Origin of the sequence: Burkholderia sp. FL-7-2-10-S1-D7 (assembly GCF_001524185.1) — a bacterium.
In the GTDB taxonomy this organism is placed as follows: domain Bacteria; phylum Pseudomonadota; class Gammaproteobacteria; order Burkholderiales; family Burkholderiaceae; genus Burkholderia; species Burkholderia diffusa.
Genome location: NZ_LOWY01000039.1, coordinates 1 through 18,181 on the forward strand (window position 1 = coordinate 1; position 18,181 = coordinate 18,181).

The window sequence follows — 18,181 nt, forward strand, 5'->3', positions numbered from 1 at the left end:
GGATTCCCGTGTGAAAGTAGGTAATCGTCAGGCTCCCTAAGCCAGAAACCCCCGCCCGAAAGGCGGGGGTTTTTGCACTTCAGCGACGGAAATGCGCGAGTGCAGGGAGGTGTCCGGATCTCCTTCCGTTGCGCGCGGGCAACGTCTTGCCCCATATGCTCCGGATGGACGAATAGCCAACCGGCCATCGGGAGATCCGAATCCGCCGACGTACGGATCCAGAACCCGATCACCATCCCCTCGGCTTCGGCGACGTAGTCGATCGATCCTTCTATTGCCTCCGCTGAGATTTCGAGAAGCGGGCACGCGACGAAAGTCAGAAAGCAGGTGAGTGCAATCGCTCCCGTGCACCATGCGGACGGTCCGGCACCCGCAACCAACTGGCTTACCCTTTAGCGCGCTCGCACCGAGTGTGACGCTCGCCCGCGCCGCAATTCAGTGCTCCGCCTGCGCCGCATTGACATCCCGCCGAAATGCGCCCGGGCTCGTCCCGGTCCATTTCCGGAATGCGCGGTGAAACGCGCTGGGCTCGGTAAAGCCGAGTTCCACCGCGATTTCCGCGACGCTTAGCGTGTGCCCGCGCAGCAGCGACTGGGCCAGCGCACCGCGCAACTCATCCTTGATCGACGCGAAGCTCTGCCCCTCGCTGCGCAACCGTCGCCGCAGCGTCGCGGGCGTCGTGCCGAGGCGCACGGCCAGCGTGTCGAAGTCCGGCCACTCGGCGGCCGGTTGCGCTTTTAGATGCGCGCGCGTCTTCGCCACCCAGCCGGTGTCGTGCCGATAGCGCACGAGCAGGTTGCCGGGCGCGCCGCGCAGGAAGGGTTTCAGCGCCTGCGCGGAGCGGATCGTCGGCAGCGCGAGGTACGCGGCGTTGAACGCGAGCCGGCTGTCCGGGCGGTCAAAATGCACGGGCACGCCGAAGAACTGGTGGTAGTCGCTGCGCTGGTCGGGGCTCGGGCACGCGAAATCGATGCGCTGCAGCGGAATGCGTCGGCCGATCAGCCAGCAGGCGACGCCGAGCAGGATCAGCCAGAACGTCCGGTACGCGAACGCCGAATACGGTGCGCCCGCCTGCGTGAGGACGATCTGCGCCTGGCCGTCGGCGATCACGAGCTCGCCGCGCGGTTCGTCGAGCACCACGCGCAGGAACTGCAGCGCACGCCGCAGCGCCTTCTCGAGCGTGCCCGCGTGCAGCACGGCGTGGCACAGCAGCGTGAAGCTGCCGCGCCGCATCGGGCGGGCCGCGAGCCCGAAGAATTCGTCGTCGATCGCGTTGGCGATCGCCAGCCACAGGCGACCGTACTGCTGTGGCGTGACGGGCTCGCGCACGGTGGCCGGCAGGCCGGCAACGCGCAGCACGGGCTCGGTCGGAATCCGCTGCCGGCGCAGGCTCTCGAGCGCATCCTCGACGAAATCCGGCGAGATCATCTGCGGCCCCATTTTTTCATGCCCTCCAGACATGGCAAAAGCGATCACGATTCTAGATTCTGTTTGTCATTGATTGCAATGTGACGGCTGTCTACCATCATCGATATACCCCCGGTTCGCCGGCGGACATAACGAATAGGAGACACGCATGCGTGATGGAGCAACCGCCCGGGTGGTGCCGGCCTACGCCGACGCCGTGGCCGGCTTCCGTATCGAGACCGCCGCCGCATATCTGCACGGCGACCTGGAGCAGGGCCTGAACGCCTGCGTCGAATGCTGCGACCGGCATGCGGCGGCGGACGCGAATGCGATCGCACTCGACTGGATCGACGTCGGCGGCCAGCACAGCAGCTTCACGTTCGCGCAGATGCAGGCGCTGTCGGCGCGGGTCGCGAACCTGCTGGTCGAGCAGGGCGTGAAGCCGGGCGACGTGGTTGCCGGCCTGTTGCCGCGCACGCCCGAACTCGTCGCGACGATCCTCGGCACGTGGCGCGCGGGTGCCGTCTATCAGCCGCTATTCACCGCGTTCGGGCCGAAGGCGATCGAGCACCGGTTGCGCATGAGCGATGCGCGGCTGGTCGTCACCAACATCGCGAATCGCGCGAAGCTCGACGAGATCGTCGATTGCCCGCGGGTCGCGACGGTGCGCGAGTCGGGCGACGGGCTGCCGGCGCGCGACATCGATTTCCGCGCGGCGCTCGACGCGCAGTGCGACGTATTTGAACCGGTCCCGCGCAAGGGCACCGACCTGTCCATGATGATGTCGACGTCGGGCACGACGGGTTTGCCGAAGGGCGTGCCGGTGCCGTTGCACGCGCTGCTCGCGTTCGGCGCGTACATGCGCGACGCGGTGGACCTGCGCGCCAGTGACCGCTTCTGGAACATCGCCGATCCGGGCTGGGCATACGGCCTCTATTACGCGATCACGGGCCCGCTGCTGCTTGGCCATGCAACGACGTTGTACGAGGGCGCTTTCACGGTCGACAGTACCTACGACGTGATCGAACGGCTCGGCATCACGAGCCTCGCCGGTTCGCCGACCGCGTTCCGGATGCTGATGGCGGCCGGCACCGAAGCGGCCGCGCGCGTGAAAGGGCAACTGCGGGTTGTCAGCAGCGCGGGAGAACCGCTGAATCCGGAAGTCGTGCGCTGGTTCCACGAGGCGCTCGGCGCGCCGATCTACGACCACTACGGCCAGACCGAACTCGGGATGGTCGTGAACAATCATCACGGGCTCGAGCACGTCGTCCACGCCGGCTCGGCGGGCTTCGCGATGCCCGGCTATCGCGTCGCGGTGCTCGACGATGCCGGCCGCGAACTCGGTCCCGGCGAGCCCGGCATCCTCGCGATCGACATCGCGCGCTCACCGCTGCTGTGGTTCGACGGTTACTGGCAGCAAGACACGCCGGCGATCGCGGGCGGCTATTACCGCACCGGCGACAACGTCGAACTCGAGCCGGACGGCACCGTGAGCTTCATCGGCCGCGCGGACGACGTGATTACATCGTCCGGTTACCGGATCGGTCCGTTCGACGTGGAAAGCGCGCTGATCGAGCATCCGGCCGTCAGCGAGGCCGCGGTGATCGGCGTGCCGGACCCTGAGCGCACCGAGATCGTCAAGGCGTTCGTCGTGCTGTCGAAAGATTTCGACGGCACACCAGCGCTGGCCGAAGAACTGAGCCAGCACGTGAAGCGGCGGCTGTCGGCACACGCCTATCCTCGCGCGATCGACTTCGTCGACGCGCTGCCGAAAACCCCGAGCGGCAAGATCCAGCGCTTCATGCTGCGCAAGCTGGAAGCCGAGAAGGCTGCTCAATCCTGAATATTGACTTTGGACTGCGAATGAACATCAAGGATCGCGTTTTTCTGATTACGGGTGCCGGTTCGGGCCTCGGCGCAGCGGTGGCGCGCATGGTGGTCGCCGAAGGCGGCAAGACCGTACTGCTGGACGTCAATGAAGACGCCGGTGCGAGCCTCGCGCACGAACTAGGTGCGTCCGCACGCTTCGTGAAGACCGACGTGACGAGCGAAGCCGACGGGCAGGCCGCCGTTGCCGCTGCGCGCGACGCGTTCGGCCGCATCGATGCGCTCGTGAACTGCGCGGGCGTCGCGCCGGGCGAGAAGGTCGTCGGCCGCGAAGGCCCGCATTCGCTCGACCGTTTCGCGCGTGCGGTGTCGATCAACCTGGTCGGTACGTTCAACATGATCCGGCTGGCGGCGGAAGCGATGTCGAAGCAGGACGCCGACGCGGAAGGCGAACGCGGGGTGATCGTCAACACCGCGTCGGTCGCGGCGTTCGATGGACAGATCGGGCAGGCCGCGTACGCGGCATCGAAGAGCGGCGTGGTGGGCATGACGCTGCCGATCGCGCGCGAACTCGCGCGGTTCGGCATTCGCGTGGTGACGATCGCGCCGGGCATCTTCGCGACGCCGATGATGGCCGGCATGCCGCAGGACGTGCAGGACGCGCTCGGCAAGAGCGTGCCGTTCCCCCCGCGGCTCGGCCGCCCGGAAGAATTTGCGGCGCTGGTGCGCCACGTCGCCGAGAATACGATGTTGAACGGCGAAGTCATCCGTCTCGATGGCGCGCTGCGCATGGCACCGCGCTGACACTGGAGGAATGCAATCATGACGACACAGGATCCGATCGTAATCGTTGGCGCGGCGCGCACGCCGATGGGTGGTTTTCAGGGCGACCTGGCCGCGGCCAGCGCGAGCGAGCTTGGCGCGGTGGCGATTCGTGCGGCGCTGGAACGCGCGAACGTGCCCGCCGAGCGCATCGATGAAATCGTGTTCGGCTGCGTGCTGCCGGCCGGCCAGGGACAGGCGCCGGCGCGGCAGGCCGCGCTGAAGGCGGGCTTGCCGCTGGCGGCGGGCGCGACCACGGTCAACAAGATGTGCGGCTCCGGGATGAAGGCCGCGATGTTCGTGCACGACCTGCTGCTGGCCGGATCGGCGGACGTGGCCGTCGCGGGCGGGATGGAGAGCATGACGAATGCGCCGTACCTGCTGCCGAAGGCGCGCGCGGGGATGCGCATGGGGCATGGCCAGGTGCTCGATCACATGTTCCTCGACGGGCTCGAGGACGCGTACGACAAGGGCCGGCTGATGGGCACGTTCGCGGAGGATTGCGCGCAGGCATATCAGTTCACGCGCGAGGAGCAGGATGCGTTCGCGATCGCATCGCTGACGCGCGCGCAGCGCGCGATTGCAGAAGGACGCTTCGTGTCGGAGATCGCGCCGGTGACCGTGAAGGCCGGCAAGACGGAAGCCGTCGTGTCGATCGACGAGCAACCGGGCAAAGCGAAGCTCGACAAGATCCCGACGCTCAAGCCGGCATTCCGCGAAGGCGGCACGGTGACGGCGGCCAATTCGTCGTCGATTTCTGACGGCGCGGCCGCGCTCGTGATGATGCGTCGCTCGGAAGCGGACCGGCTCGGCCTCGCGCCGAAGGCAGTGATCGTCGGGCATTCGACCTACGCGAACAAGCCCGGCCTGTTCGCGACGGCACCGATCGGCGCGCTCCGCAAGCTGTCGGAGAAAACCGGCTGGAGCCTGCGCGACGTCGACCTGTTCGAGATCAACGAAGCCTTCGCGGTGGTCCCGATGGCCGCGATGCGCGATCTCGACCTGCCGCACGACAAGGTCAACGTGCACGGCGGCGCATGTGCGCTCGGCCATCCGATCGGCGCATCGGGCGCACGCGTGATGGTGACGCTGCTGGCCGCGCTCGAAACGTACGGCCTGAAGCGCGGCGTCGCGTCGCTGTGCATCGGCGGCGGCGAGGCGACGGCGATCGCGATCGAGCGCATCGCGTAACGCGAGCGACGCTGGCGCGTGCGGTACGGTTGGCATGCCGTACCGCAGCGCTCCGGACGATGAATCGCGCTATGCGGTCGCGTTCCGATTCGTCGCTGTCATTCGACCGTTTCGCCTTTCGCCTGCAGATCGGCGTGATAGGACGACCGCACCATCGGCCCGGCCGCGACCTGGCTGAAGCCTAGCGCGAGCGCGCGCTGACGAAGCTGCGCAAATTCCGCCGGGGTGACGAAGCGTTGCACGGGCAGATGATGGCGGGTCGGTTGCAGGTATTGGCCGAGCGTCAGCATGTCCACGCCGTGTGCGCGCAAGTCATGCATCACCTGTTCGACTTCGTCGAGCTGTTCGCCGAGACCCAGCATCAGGCCCGATTTGGTCGACCCATTCGGCAGCACAGACTTGAATGCCTGCAGCACATCGAGCGAGTGCCGATAATCGGCGCCCGGTCGCACCTCGCGGTACAGGCGCGGCACGGTTTCAAGATTATGGTTGAACACGTCCGGCGGGGACGATGCAAGCAGGTTCAGCGCGACCCCGAGCCGTCCGCGAAAATCCGGCGTCAGCGCTTCGATCGTGAGGTTCGGACTGGCTCGCCGGGCGTCGCGAATGCAGGCTGCGAAGTGGGCGGCGCCGCCGTCGCGCAGATCGTCGCGATCGACCGACGTGATCACGACGTACTGGAGCTGCATGGCCGCGATAGTTTCGCCGAGGCGCGCCGGCTCATCCGGATCGAGCGGATTGGGGCGGCCGTGGCCGACATCGCAGAACGGGCAGCGCCGCGTGCAGATGTCGCCCATGATCATGAAGGTGGCCGTCCCGTGGCTGAAGCACTCGCCGAGGTTCGGACAACTGGCCTCTTCGCATACCGTATGCAGCTTCCGTTCGCGCAGGACCTTCTTCAGCGCGATGACTTCGCGCGAGCCCGGGAAAGCCGAGCGAATCCATTCCGGCTTGCGCAGCATGCCGGATGGCTCGGTCGCGACGATCTTCACCGGGATGCGCGCCATTTTCTCCGCGGCGGAAAGCTTGGTTCCCGAGGGCATCGACGCATGGCGGGTTGTCGTGTTCGTCATGGCTCAGCCCCGATAGTAGCGTTGCGGGACGAACGGGGGCCTCGCTACTTCCATCCGGATCGGCTTGCCGCGAACGATGGCGTTCAACGTCGTGCCGGGCGCGGAGCTTTCGGTGGCGACATATCCGATGGCCACCGGGCCGCCGTACGTCGGACCGAACCCGCCGCTCGTCACCCTGCCGATCGTCCGGCCTTCGGAATCGGTGAGATCGGCGCCCTCGCGCACCGGCGTCCTGTCTTTCGAGACCAGGCCGACGCGCTTTCTTTTCACGCCTTCGGCGAGTTGCTTCCCGATGACGTCCGCGCCGGGGTAGCCGCCCGCGCGTGCGCCGCCGGGGCGGCGCACCTTGGAGATCGCCCACAGCAAGCCACCTTCGATCGGGGTGGTATCGGTGTCGATGTCATGGCCGTACAGGCACAGGCCAGCTTCGAGGCGAAGCGAGTCGCGCGCGCCGAGGCCGATCGGTTCGACCGCCGGATCGGCGAGCAGCAGGCACGCCAGCGCTGCCGCTCGGTCGGACGGCACCGAGATTTCGTAACCGTCTTCGCCCGTGTATCCCGAGCGGCTGACATAGCATTGCGCACCGGCTAGCTCGACCCGGGTGCTCTGCATGAAGGTCAGTTCGGCCAGGCGGGGGGCGGCGCGCGCCAGGACGGACGCGGCTGCCGGGCCCTGCAGCGCCAGCAGCGCACGGTCGGCAAGCTCGGCGACATCGCAGCGATGGCCGATCCTGCGCTTCAGATGGTCGATGTCCGCGGCCTTGCACGCAGCATTGACGACCACGTACAGCTCGTCGTCGCCGAAGCGGGTGATCATCAGGTCGTCGAGAATGCCGCCTTGCTCGTTCGTGAACAGCGCGTAGCGCTGCATCCCCACCGGCAGATCGATTACGTCGACCGGTACCAGCGTTTCGAGTGCGGCGGCGGCATCTGCGCCCGACAGCCTGATCTGCCCCATGTGCGAAACGTCGAACAGGCCTGCGTGGGCGCGCGTATGGAGATGCTCCTTCAGAATTCCGAGCGGATACTGCACCGGCATCGCATAGCCGGCGAACGGAACCATCTTCGCGCCGAGCTCGATGTGCAGGTCGTGAAGTGGGGTACGGGAAGGTTGGGTGCTCATCGTCATTTCGGAAAAAGGGCACCTCGGGCAGGCTTCGCGGGGAGTCGCCCGGCCTGCGTGTCGGTACCGGTTTATTAGGGAGAGACGTGGATTTGGACTTCGAAATATCTGGCGGTGCCTCGTCTCCCGTGATGTCTGCCGTTCGTCGAGGGCGTCGATATCGCTCGCGACGAACGGTTGCGAGACGGTCTTGGCGACCGTTACTCGCCGTATACCGGGAATGCGGCACAGAGTTCGGCGACTTGCCGCTTGACGCGCTCGACGACCGCCGGGTTCTCCGTATCGGCCAGGATGTCGCAGATCCAGCCCGCCACAGCGCGTGCTTCGGTTTCCTTGAACCCGCGGCTCGTGATGGCCGGCGTGCCGATGCGGATCCCGCTGGTGACGAACGGACTCTGCGGATCGTTGGGCACCGCATTCTTGTTCACGGTAATGTGCGCGCGGCCCAGTGCCGCGTCGGCAACCTTGCCCGTCAGGCCCTGGCGGATCAGGCTCACGAGGAACAGGTGATTGTCCGTCCCGCCGGAGATGATGTCGTAGCCGCGCTCGACGAACACGGCGGCCATCGCGCGGGCATTGTCCATCACCTGCTGCTGATACGCGCGGAATTCGGGTGACAGCGCTTCCTTGAACGCGACCGCCTTCGCGGCGATGACGTGCATCAGCGGGCCGCCCTGAATGCCGGGGAAGACGATCGAGTTGAGCTTCTTCTCGATCTCCGGGTTCGCGCGCGCGAGAATCAGGCCGCCGCGCGGGCCGCGCAGGGTCTTGTGCGTGGTGGTCGTCACCACGTCGGCGTGAGGCAGCGGGTTCGGATACAGCCCGGCAGCCACGAGGCCGGCCACGTGCGCCATGTCGACGAACAGGTACGCGCCCACCGCATCGGCGATCCGACGGAAGCGGGCCCAGTCCACGACGCGCGAGTACGCGGAAAAACCGGCCGTGATCAGTTTCGGCTTGTGCTCCCGGGCCAGCGCCTCGACCTGGTCGTATTCGATTTCGCCGGTTTCCACGTTCAGTCCGTACTGCACGGCCCGGTAGAGCTTGCCCGAGAAATTCACGTGCGCGCCGTGCGTGAGGTGGCCGCCGTGCGCGAGGCTCATGCCGAGGATCGTGTCGTGCGGTTCGAGCAATGCCATGTAGACAGCGGCGTTGGCCTGGCTGCCTGAATGCGGCTGCACGTTCGCGTAGTCCGCTCCGAACAGCTGCTTCGCGCGGTCGATCGCCAGTTGCTCCGCGATGTCGACGAATTCGCAGCCGCCGTAGTACCGCTTGCCCGGATAGCCTTCGGCGTACTTGTTGGTCAGCACCGAGCCTTGCGCCTGCAGGACGCGCGGGCTCGTGTAGTTTTCCGAAGCGATGAGTTCGATATGGTCTTCCTGGCGAATGCGCTCGTGCTCCATCGCCGCCCACAGTTCATTGTCGAAACCTTCGATTTGCATGTCTTTGCTGAACATTTTTGTTGCTCCCGGCGTCGGAGCCGCGTAGCCATGCGCAACGCCGGGTCAGGCGTCGCGGTCTGCGCGTCTCGTTCGCTCCTGTATGGGTTGAGTGCGGTAGTGAGCGGAACGGCCGGTTCATGCGCGGAAGATGCGATTTCCGCACCGAGCGGGCCGGCCACGTTATGCCTCGTACGCTTCCATCGGCGGGCACGAGCAGACCAGATTGCGGTCGCCGTACACGTTGTCGACGCGCGAAACCGGCGGCCAGTACTTGGTCGATGTGATCTTCGCGACGCCATGCGGGTAGACGGCTTGCTCACGCGAATACGCGTGACGCCATTCGCCCACGAGTTCGGCCGACGTGTGCGGTGCGTGTTTCAGCGGATTGTCGTCCGCGTCCAGCGTGCCCGCTTCCACGGCCGCGATTTCGGCACGGATCGCGATCATCGCGTCGACGAACCGGTCGAGTTCCGCTTTCGATTCGGATTCGGTCGGCTCGATCATCAGCGTGCCGGCGACCGGAAAGCTCATCGTCGGTGCATGGAAACCGAAATCGATCAGTCGCTTCGCGACGTCGTCGACGCTGATGCCGCTACTGTCCTTCAGCGGCCGCAGGTCGACGATGCATTCGTGCGCGACGCGCCCGTTCGGCCCCGTGTAGAGGATCGGATAGTGCGGCGCGAGTCGGCTCGCGACATAGTTGGCGTTGAGGATCGCCGTCTCGGTGGCACGACGCAGCCCGCGGGATCCCATCAATGTGATGTAGGTCCACGTGATCGGCAGGATGCTCGCGCTGCCGAGCGGGGCCGCGGACACCGCACCGATGCCGGGCACGCGGCCTTCGCGGTGGCCGGGCAGGAACGGCGCGAGGTGAGCCCTGACGCCGATCGGACCGACGCCCGGCCCGCCGCCGCCATGCGGGATGCAGAAGGTCTTGTGCAAATTCAGGTGAGACACGTCGCCACCGAAGGCGCCGGGCCGCGCGAGGCCGACCAGCGCGTTCATGTTCGCGCCGTCGATGTACACCTGGCCGCCGTGCGCATGGACGATGTCGCATGCGTCGCGCACGCGCGCCTCGAACACGCCGTGGGTCGACGGATAAGTGATCATGATTGCGGCCAGCCTGTTGCTGTACCGGACGGCCTTGGCGGCGAGATCGTCGATGTCGACGTTGCCGGCGTCGTCGCATCCGACGACGACCACCTGCATGCCGACCATCTGCGCGGATGCGGGGTTGGTGCCGTGCGCCGACGATGGAATCAGGCAAATGTCGCGTTGCGCTTCGCCGCGGCTTGCGTGATAGGCGCGAATCGCGAGCAGGCCCGCATATTCGCCTTGCGAGCCGGCGTTCGGCTGCAGCGATACCGCGTCGTATCCGGTGATCGTGCACAGCATCGCTTCCAGTTCCTGCGCCAGCGCGCGATAACCGTCGGCCTGTTCGGCCGGCGCGAACGGATGCAGCTTCGCGAACGCAGGCCACGTAATCGGCATCATTTCCGCGGTGGCGTTCAGCTTCATCGTGCAACTGCCGAGCGGAATCATCGTGCGATCGAGCGCGAGATCCTGGTCGGCGAGCCGGCGCAGGTAGCGCAGCATCTGCGTTTCCGAATGGTGGCTGTTGAATGCCGGATGGGTGAGAAAAGCGCTGTGGCGCAGCAGCGGATCGGGCAACGCGTCTGCGGTGGCTGCTTCGACGGCCGTGAAATCGGGAACGGCGCGACCATCGGAGAAGATCGACCAGAGCATGACGACGTCGTCAGCCGTGGTCGTTTCGTCGAGCGCGATGCCCACTTGCCGGTCGTTGATCGCGCGCAGATTGACCCGGCGAGCGTGAGCCGCCGCGTGCACGGCATCGGTACGACTGCCGCTGTCGACCGTGATGGTATCGAAGCAGTACTCGGTCGGCACCGCATGGCCGAGCTGACGCAGGCCCGCGGCCAGCGTTGCAGCGAGGCGGTGGACGCGGCGCGCGATCGTGGTCAGGCCGTGTGGGCCATGATAAGCCGCATAGAAACCGGCGATATTGGCGAGCAGCACCTGCGCCGTGCAGATGTTGCTGGTGGCCTTCTCGCGCCGGATGTGCTGCTCGCGTGTCTGCATCGCGAGGCGCAGCGCCGGGCGGCCGTGCGCGTCCACCGATACGCCGACCAGCCGTCCCGGCATGGTGCGCTTGAACGCGTCGCGTGTCGCGAAATAACCGGCATGCGGGCCGCCATAGCCGAGCGGTACGCCGAAGCGCTGCGTCGTGCCGATCGCCACGTCGGCGCCGAATTCGCCCGGCGGCGTGAGCAGCGTCAATGCGAGCAGGTCCGCGGCGACCACGGCCATCGCACCGTCGGCGTGAAGTTGTTCGACGACGCTCCGGTAATCGTGGATGTCGCCGAAGGTGCCTGGATATTGCAGCAGCGCGGCGAAGCAGTCGACGCCGGGCAAGTCCCGGCGCGGATCGCCGACGACGATCTCGATGCCGATAGGTTCGGCGCGCGTGCGGACGATCTCGATCGTCTGAGGGTGGCAGTCGCGCGCGACGAAGAATTTCCGGCGATCCGACTTGGCGAGGCGCTGACAGAACGTCATCGCTTCCGCTGCGGCCGTGCCTTCGTCCAGCATCGACGCGTTGGCGATTTCGAGGCCGGTCAGGTCGGCGATCATGGTCTGGAAGTTGAGCAGCGCTTCCAGGCGACCTTGCGAGATTTCCGGCTGGTACGGCGTGTAGGCCGTGTACCACGCCGGGTTTTCCAGCACGTTGCGCTGGATGACCGGTGGCGTGTGGGTGTCGTGGTATCCCATGCCGATGAACGAACGGAACACCTGGTTGCGGCTGGCCAGCGCGGCCAGCCTGTCCAGGGCCTCGGCCTCGGTGCGGCTCGGGGGCAGCGCGAGCGGCGCATCGCTGCGGATCGCCGCGGGTACCACCTGCGTGACCAGTTCGTCGATGGAATCCACGCCGAGTGCGGCCAGCATCGCGGCCTGTTCGCACGCATCGGGGCCGATGTGGCGGCGGGTGAACAACTCGCGTTGCGTGAGGGAGTCGAAAGCGCTCATGGCCGTCTCCATCAATCGCCGATATAGGCGCGATACGCGGCGGCGTCCATCAATCCGGCCAGTTGTACCGGATCGTCGATGCGCATCCGGAAGAACCATCCGTCGCTTTCCGCCGATTCGTTCGCGAGACTCGGCGTGTCGGCAAGGGCTGCGTTGGTTTCCAGCACGGTGCCCGACACCGGCATCTTGACCTCGCCGGCGGCCTTGACCGATTCGACGGTCGCGGCTTCGTCATGCTGCGCAAAGGTATCGCCTTCGCCGGGCAGGGCGACATAGACCAGATCGCCGAGCTGCGACTGCGCATGATCGGTGATGCCGACCGTCGCGCTGCCATCGGCTTCCAGACGCAGCCATTCGTGGGATTCGGTGTACCTGACTTCGCTCATGTGCTCTCTTCCTGACGGGGTTGCGTTGAATGGAACGGCAAACGCAAGCCGGAAGTGCAATGGCGGGGGGATGATCGACGCGTCGGCATCCGGACCCGACAGGGGCATTCCAGGCTGCGTGCCTGATGCCCCCTCTGTCCATTTGCCTGAGAGATTACGCGCCCGACGGGGCGCTTTTCCTTCGGCGAGGCTTGGTCGATGACCAGAGGCCTACTCTCCAGAGCGCTAGTCGATGCGTCAGTCCTTTTGCCTGAGAGTTTCTGGGGCGATTCCCCTTCGGCGCCGCCGGACGGCGGTCTCTCCTGACACATCCCGATAGCTGGCGACAATCTAGTCGCACGCCGGACGCGTCGTCAACACCTCATTCAGGCCGGCCCTCGGCGGCAGCGGTTTCCGGTGCGTGGCGTGCACGCCGTGAAAACGATGAAGCACTTGCGGCACAAGGCTTTGCCGCAAGCGCGGCGAGCCGATACTTCGGCGGAGTCCGAAATGTATATCCGATGTTGACTATCTTTCCGCTGGCAGGGAATGGCTGTCCGAATTGGCCATCAGATCGTCGAGGAACGCGCGAAGCACGGTCGGCTGCGCGGCGCCGCGTCGCGTGATCGACGAGAACGGCCATGTCGACGTGAACTGCTCCGCCGCGATCAGGCGCATCTGGCCGGCGTCGACCCATTGCTTCGCGTAATGCGTGGGCAGAAAGCCGATATAGGCACCCGTCAGGATCAGGATCGCCTGTGCCTCGACATTGTCGACGGTCGCGGCGGCGCTGCCGCATTCGAGCAGCTGCAGATCGCGCTGCTGCAGAAACGCGCGGGCGACGACCTGACTTTGCCGGATGCGATCGATCAGCGCATCGCCGGTGGCGTCGCTCGAAAAGAGCGGGTGATAGCGGCTGCAGTAAAGCCCGTCGGGTTCCTCGTACAAATGCGTATAGGACAGGCCGGCAACGGTGAGCGGAAAGTGCCCGATCGCGATGTGCAGCCGCCCGTCCAGCACGCGCTCCTCCAGTTCGGCCGGCGTGCCGATATAGATGTCGAGCTGGACGTCGTGGCCGCGCGAGACGAACTGGCGCAGCGCGCGCGGCAGGACACTGTCGGTATCGGTGACCGTGTTGTCGATGATGCCGAGATGGAGCTTGCCCGAGATGCGCCGCTTGAGTGCGTGGGTGTCCATGCAGAACGCCTCGACGGCGAGCGACAGGCGCTGCGCCGATTCATAGGTCGCGACGCCATGTTCCGTCAGACGAAAGCCGCTGCGCCCGCGTTCGCACAATTTGACGCCCAGACGCGTTTCGAGGCTCGTCATCTGTTCGCTGATGGTCGACTGGCTCACGTTCAGGGCTGCCTGCGCGGCGGAGAACCCGCCGCATTTCACGATGGTCATGAAGATCCTGAGCAGCTTCAGGTCGACATCCTGCAGTTGTTTCATGTCCCGCTCTCCTCCGTCCCGTACATCGGAAAATCCGATATGGACATCTGTTGCTTGCTATTTTTTCGGTGAAAATTTTTGCCCATAGTTGCTGCAAAGGCAAGCGCGCGAACGTCGGGCGCTTGAATACGAATCCACATGGATGGAGATGGAGACAATGCAGAACAACAGCTATGAGAAAGGCCGGCTGAACCTGCCGTTCGTCGGTCACTGCACCTTTGCGAAGGCGCCGGTGTGTCTCGATTGGGAACACATCGATGCGGACGTCGCGATCCTCGGCGCGCCCAACGACATGGGCACCCAGTGGCGTTCCGGTGCGCGCTTCGGCCCCCGCGGCATTCGCGAGGCGTCGACCCTGTTTTCGTTCGGGCACTCGGGTGCCTACGATCACGAGGACGACGCGCTGTACCTGACCGAGGATCAGGTTCGCATGGTGGACGTCGGCGACGCGGACATCGTGCATACCGACATGGCCACGAGCAACGCGAACATCGAACTGGCCGTGAGCAAGATTCTCGCCGCCGGTGCGATGCCAGTGGTGCTCGGCGGCGATCATTCCGTGCATGCGCCGGTGATCAAGGCGTTCGAGGGCCGCGGGCCGATTCACATCGTGCACTTCGACGCGCACCTCGACTTCGTCGACGAGCGACACGGCGTGCGATACGGCCATGGCAACCCGCTGCGTCGCGCTTCGGAAATGGACCATATCGTTGGCATGACTCAGCTTGGCATCCGCAACGTGTCGTCGTCCAACCGCAGCGATTACGACGCGGCGCGTGCGGCGGGCTCCAACATCCTGTCCGTGCGCGACGTCAGGCGCCTCGGCACCGAAGGCGTGCTCGAGCAGATTCCGCAGCGCGGCGCCTACTACATCACGATCGACATCGACGGCTTCGATCCGTCGATCGCACCGGGTACGGGTACTCCCAGCCACGGCGGATTCCAGTACTACGAAGTACTCGAGATCATCCAGGCACTCGCGAAGCGCAGCCGGGGCAACATCATCGGCATGGACCTGGTGGAGGTGGCACCGGCTTACGACCCGACCGGAACGACGTCGATCCTGGCCGCGCAGTTGCTGATGAACAGCATCGGCTTCATTTTCCACGCGCGTAGCCTGGCGAAGGGACGCTGAGCGTTCGTATCCGTAATCGCGATCGACGTCACGCAGGACGTCGGCAGTCATCGTCGCCCGCACGGCGGACCTCGCCGCGAGGTTCCGGACGGGCCATCAAGGAAAATCACAATGGATGCCGTTGTAGCGCAATATCTCGAACGCCATGGCGTTTCCCATGCGACCCGCAGCTTTCTGGCCACGCCGATGAAAATGTTCATCGGCGGAGAATGGGTAGACGGCAGCGATGGCCAGTTCAGCAACGTGACCGAGCCGTCGACCGAAGGCGTCATCACGCAGATTCCGTTTGCGACGACGGCCGATCTCGACCGTGCCGTGGCCGCGGCGCGTCATCAGTTCGACCACGGCGCATGGCGTCGTCTCAAGCCGCTGGAGCGCGAACGCCTGCTGCACCGGCTGGCCGACCTGATCGAAGCCCACGCCGACGAACTGGCGGAGATCGAATCGATCGACATGGGAAAATCCGTCGCGCAGGCCCGCGCGATCGACATCCAGGGCACCGTCGACACGTTCCGCTATTTCGCCGGCTGGGCGTCCAAGCTGCATGGGCGCACGGTCGAGCCGTCGCTGCCCGGCAACTACCTGGCCTATACCCGCAAGGAGCCGATCGGCGTCGTGGGCGCGATCGTGCCGTGGAACTATCCGTTGCAGACGATGGCGTGGAAGCTGGCGGCCGCACTGGCGGTTGGCTGCACGACCGTCGTCAAGCCGGCCGAACTCACGTCGCTGTCGACGCTGCGCTTTGCCGAACTGGTTCAGGAGGCGGGCATTCCGGACGGGGTGGTCAATATCGTGACCGGGCGCGGCAGCGTGATCGGCGCCGCGATGGCGAGCCACCCGGGCATCGACAAAGTGACTTTCACGGGCTCGACGCCGGTCGGCCGCAATGTCGGGCAGAACGCGGTGCAGCACATCAAGCGCGTGACGCTGGAGCTCGGCGGGAAGTCGCCCGTGCTGGTGCTCGACGATGCCGATATCGGCGCCGCTGCACAGGCCGTGGCCAACGGCGTGTTCTTCAACTCGGGACAGGTCTGCGACGCGGGCACCCGCGCCTATATCCACCGCGACATCCACGACGCCTTCCTGGCGGCACTGGCCGAATACACGTCGACGCTGAAGATCGCGCCCGGCCTGGATCGCGACTGCTTCATCAGCCCGCTCGTGTCGGCCAGGCAGAAGGACACGGTGCTGTCGTACATCGAGACCGGCATCCGGGAGGGCGCCGAATGCTACTACGGCGGGCGTCCCCATGCGGGATCGGGGTATTTCGTCGAACCGACGATCTTCGCGAATTGCCGCAACGACATGCGCATCGTCCGGGAAGAAATTTTCGGCCCGGTGCTTGTGACCGCGCCGTTCGACACGCTCGACGAGGCTGTGGCGCTCGCGAACGATTCGTCGTTCGGTCTGGCCGCGGCGATCTACTCGAACGATCTGGGCCGCGTGCACAGCCTGATTCCGCAACTGCAGGCCGGCACGGTCTACGTGAATGCGCACAGCACGATCGATCCGGCATTGCCGTTCGGCGGATTCAAGACCTCCGGATTCGGCAAGGACCTGGGACCGGAGCAGCTCGACTACCTGATGGAGACCAAGGCGGTCTGCATCACGCTGCCCTGAGCGTGCGCGTGATGTGCCGCTCCGCGCCGGCATGCGTGGCAAGGGTCCGCAGCCGGCCGGGGACGGCATGATCCTGAAATGAAGCCATCGTCCCGTTCCTCGGAACAGGTCTGATGAATTCGTCCTGCTTTACCCTTTGCGATCACGGGGTATGACATGCAAGCAGAAACAAACGTATTGAAAGTGGCGGGCGGCGACCAGAGCGCGATTGAAGCGCGTTCGATCGACTTCGTCCCGGAAAGCGAGCGCACCGACAAGCTGTCCAGCCAGGGGCCGTTCTGGTTTGTCGGTAACTTCACGTTCTTCACGATGACCATCGGCTTCGTCGGGCCGAGCGTCGGTCTCGATTCATTCTGGACGACCGTTTCCGGCACGCTGGGCATCATGTTCGGCACGCTGTTCATGGCGTTCCACGGTTCGCAGGGCCCGCACCTGGGCTTGCCGCAGATGATCCAGTCGCGCGCGCAGTTCGGCTATCGCGGCGTGGTGCTGGTGCTGATGGCGACGCTGTTCGTATTCGCGGGCTTCAACATCGTCAACCTCGTGCTGATGATGCAGGGCCTCAAGACGCTGTTTCATTGGAATCCGATGCAGGTCGCACTGGTCGTGACCGTGCCGGCGACGATCCTCGCCATCCTGGGTCACGACTGGATGCACCGGACGTTCAAATGGTCGCTCTATCTTTCGCTGCCGCTATACGGGCTGGTGACGCTGGCCGTGCTGACGGGATGGATCCATGACGCGCCGGCTGTGGCAGGCGTTCCCGCCGTGCGACTGGGCTTCAACTGGACCGGCTTCATTGCCCAGTTCGCGGCGGCGGCCAGCTACAACATCGCGTACGCGCCGTACGTGTCGGACTATTCGCGCTATTTGCCGAAGAACACGCCGAGCGGCAAATTGATTGCCGCGGTGTTCATCGGTGCGTCGCTGTCCGGTGCCTGGATGATCGCGGTGGGCGGATGGCTCGGCGCCCACCTGCACGCCACCGATGTCCTGGTCGCACTCCACAGCGTCGGCGCCGGGGTCGCGCCGCAACTCGGCACCGCGGTCGTGGCCATCACCATCGTCGCGTTTCTTCCGGTGATCGCGATGAACATCTACAGCGCGAAACTCACGGCCATCACCAGCGTGGACTCGTTCCGGAAGATCGAGCCGACCGCGAAGGCACGCGTCCTGGCGATCCTGTTCGTCGTGCTGCTGCAGTTCGGCGTCGCATTGCGCATCTATGCATCGGGGTCTGGCCTGTCGGTACTCAATATCTATCTGGTGGTGATGCTGTATTTCCTGGTGCCGTGGACGGCGGTCAACCTGACCGATTACTTCTTCGTGCGCAAGGGCCGCTATGCCGTGCCGCATTTCTTTCGACCGCACGACAGCCTGTACGGGAACTGGGGAGGCCGTGGCCTGCTGTCGTATCTGATCGGTTTCGCGTCGATGATCCCGTTCTTCTGCATCTTCGACGGAGATCGCGAAGTGTACGTCGGTCCGCTCGCGAAGGCGATGGGCAGCGTCGATCTGGCCTGGCTGGTGGGGTTGATCGTGTCGGCGCTCGCGTACTACGTGCTCTGCCTATCGCTCGACCTGCGGCGCGAGGAGGCGGAAATCACGCACATCGAAGAGCACCTGCCGGAATACACGACCGGCGAGAAGAAACGCGGCTGAAGCGGCGCTCGCGCATCA

The 18,181-nt window shown here is 65.4% G+C and carries 13 protein-coding genes and 1 riboswitch; of the genes, 6 read left to right on the plus strand and 7 right to left on the minus strand.

All coding sequences use genetic code 11. From position 1 onward, the window contains the following. Nucleotides 1-435 precede the first annotated feature (435 nt). Entirely contained in the window at nt 436-1,440 is a 1,005-nt protein-coding gene (locus tag WS75_RS16110; protein ID WP_059681378.1) for an AraC family transcriptional regulator, read from the minus strand. A 136-nt stretch (nt 1,441-1,576) separates the two neighbouring features. On the opposite strand from WS75_RS16110, the gene WS75_RS16115 reads away from it, so the two are divergent. The 3 genes from WS75_RS16115 to WS75_RS16125 are packed head-to-tail and all read left to right on the plus strand — an operon-like array spanning nt 1,577 to nt 5,247. After that, a complete protein-coding gene (locus WS75_RS16115; protein WP_059681379.1) occupies nt 1,577-3,250 on the plus strand; it encodes an acyl-CoA synthetase in 1,674 nt (557 codons plus the stop codon). 20 nt (nt 3,251-3,270) lie between these two features. Next, on the plus strand, nt 3,271-4,038 hold the full coding sequence (locus WS75_RS16120; protein ID WP_059681380.1) for a 3-hydroxyacyl-CoA dehydrogenase: 768 nt from the start codon (nt 3,271-3,273) through the stop codon (nt 4,036-4,038). Nucleotides 4,039-4,056: 18 nt separating this feature from the next. Continuing rightward, nucleotides 4,057-5,247, plus strand: a complete 1,191-nt coding sequence (locus WS75_RS16125) for an acetyl-CoA C-acetyltransferase (RefSeq protein ID WP_059681381.1) — start codon at nt 4,057-4,059, stop codon at nt 5,245-5,247. 98 nt (nt 5,248-5,345) lie between these two features. On the opposite strand, the gene lipA is transcribed toward WS75_RS16125, so the two are convergent. The 6 genes from lipA to WS75_RS16155 form a co-directional block, all read right to left on the minus strand. Next, on the minus strand, nt 5,346-6,320 hold the full coding sequence (gene lipA, locus WS75_RS16130) for a lipoyl synthase (protein WP_082729623.1): 975 nt from the start codon (nt 6,318-6,320) through the stop codon (nt 5,346-5,348). Between the two features lie 3 nt (nt 6,321-6,323). Continuing rightward, nucleotides 6,324-7,448 carry a glycine cleavage system aminomethyltransferase GcvT gene (gcvT, locus tag WS75_RS16135; protein WP_059681382.1) on the minus strand — a complete coding sequence of 375 codons (1,125 nt, stop codon included), beginning with the start codon at nt 7,446-7,448 and terminating at the stop codon, nt 6,324-6,326. 194 nt (nt 7,449-7,642) lie between these two features. Further along, nucleotides 7,643-8,899, minus strand: coding sequence for a serine hydroxymethyltransferase (gene glyA / locus WS75_RS16140; RefSeq protein WP_059681383.1), 1,257 nt, complete (start codon nt 8,897-8,899; stop codon nt 7,643-7,645). A gap of 165 nt (nt 8,900-9,064) precedes the next feature. Beyond that, complete coding sequence (gene gcvP / locus WS75_RS16145; RefSeq protein ID WP_059681440.1) at nt 9,065-11,929, minus strand: aminomethyl-transferring glycine dehydrogenase; 2,865 nt, start codon at nt 11,927-11,929, stop codon at nt 9,065-9,067. 11 nt (nt 11,930-11,940) lie between these two features. After that, nucleotides 11,941-12,315: a glycine cleavage system protein GcvH gene (gene gcvH, locus WS75_RS16150; protein ID WP_059681384.1), complete on the minus strand. Its 375-nt coding sequence runs from the start codon at nt 12,313-12,315 to the stop codon at nt 11,941-11,943. Between the two features lie 228 nt (nt 12,316-12,543). Further along, a riboswitch (glycine riboswitch) is annotated at nt 12,544-12,630 on the minus strand. 192 nt (nt 12,631-12,822) lie between these two features. Next, a complete protein-coding gene (locus WS75_RS16155) occupies nt 12,823-13,746 on the minus strand; it encodes a LysR family transcriptional regulator (RefSeq protein ID WP_059681385.1) in 924 nt (307 codons plus the stop codon). A gap of 157 nt (nt 13,747-13,903) precedes the next feature. On the opposite strand from WS75_RS16155, the gene speB reads away from it, so the two are divergent. The 3 genes from speB to WS75_RS16170 all read left to right on the plus strand — a co-directional run bounded on the left by speB (nt 13,904) and on the right by WS75_RS16170 (nt 18,163). Next, nucleotides 13,904-14,881: an agmatinase gene (gene speB / locus WS75_RS16160; protein ID WP_059681386.1), complete on the plus strand. Its 978-nt coding sequence runs from the start codon at nt 13,904-13,906 to the stop codon at nt 14,879-14,881. Between the two features lie 111 nt (nt 14,882-14,992). After that, complete coding sequence (locus WS75_RS16165; RefSeq protein WP_059681387.1) at nt 14,993-16,501, plus strand: aldehyde dehydrogenase family protein; 1,509 nt, start codon at nt 14,993-14,995, stop codon at nt 16,499-16,501. A gap of 156 nt (nt 16,502-16,657) precedes the next feature. Beyond that, on the plus strand, nt 16,658-18,163 hold the full coding sequence (locus tag WS75_RS16170; RefSeq protein WP_059681388.1) for a purine-cytosine permease family protein: 1,506 nt from the start codon (nt 16,658-16,660) through the stop codon (nt 18,161-18,163). Nucleotides 18,164-18,181 lie beyond the last annotated feature (18 nt).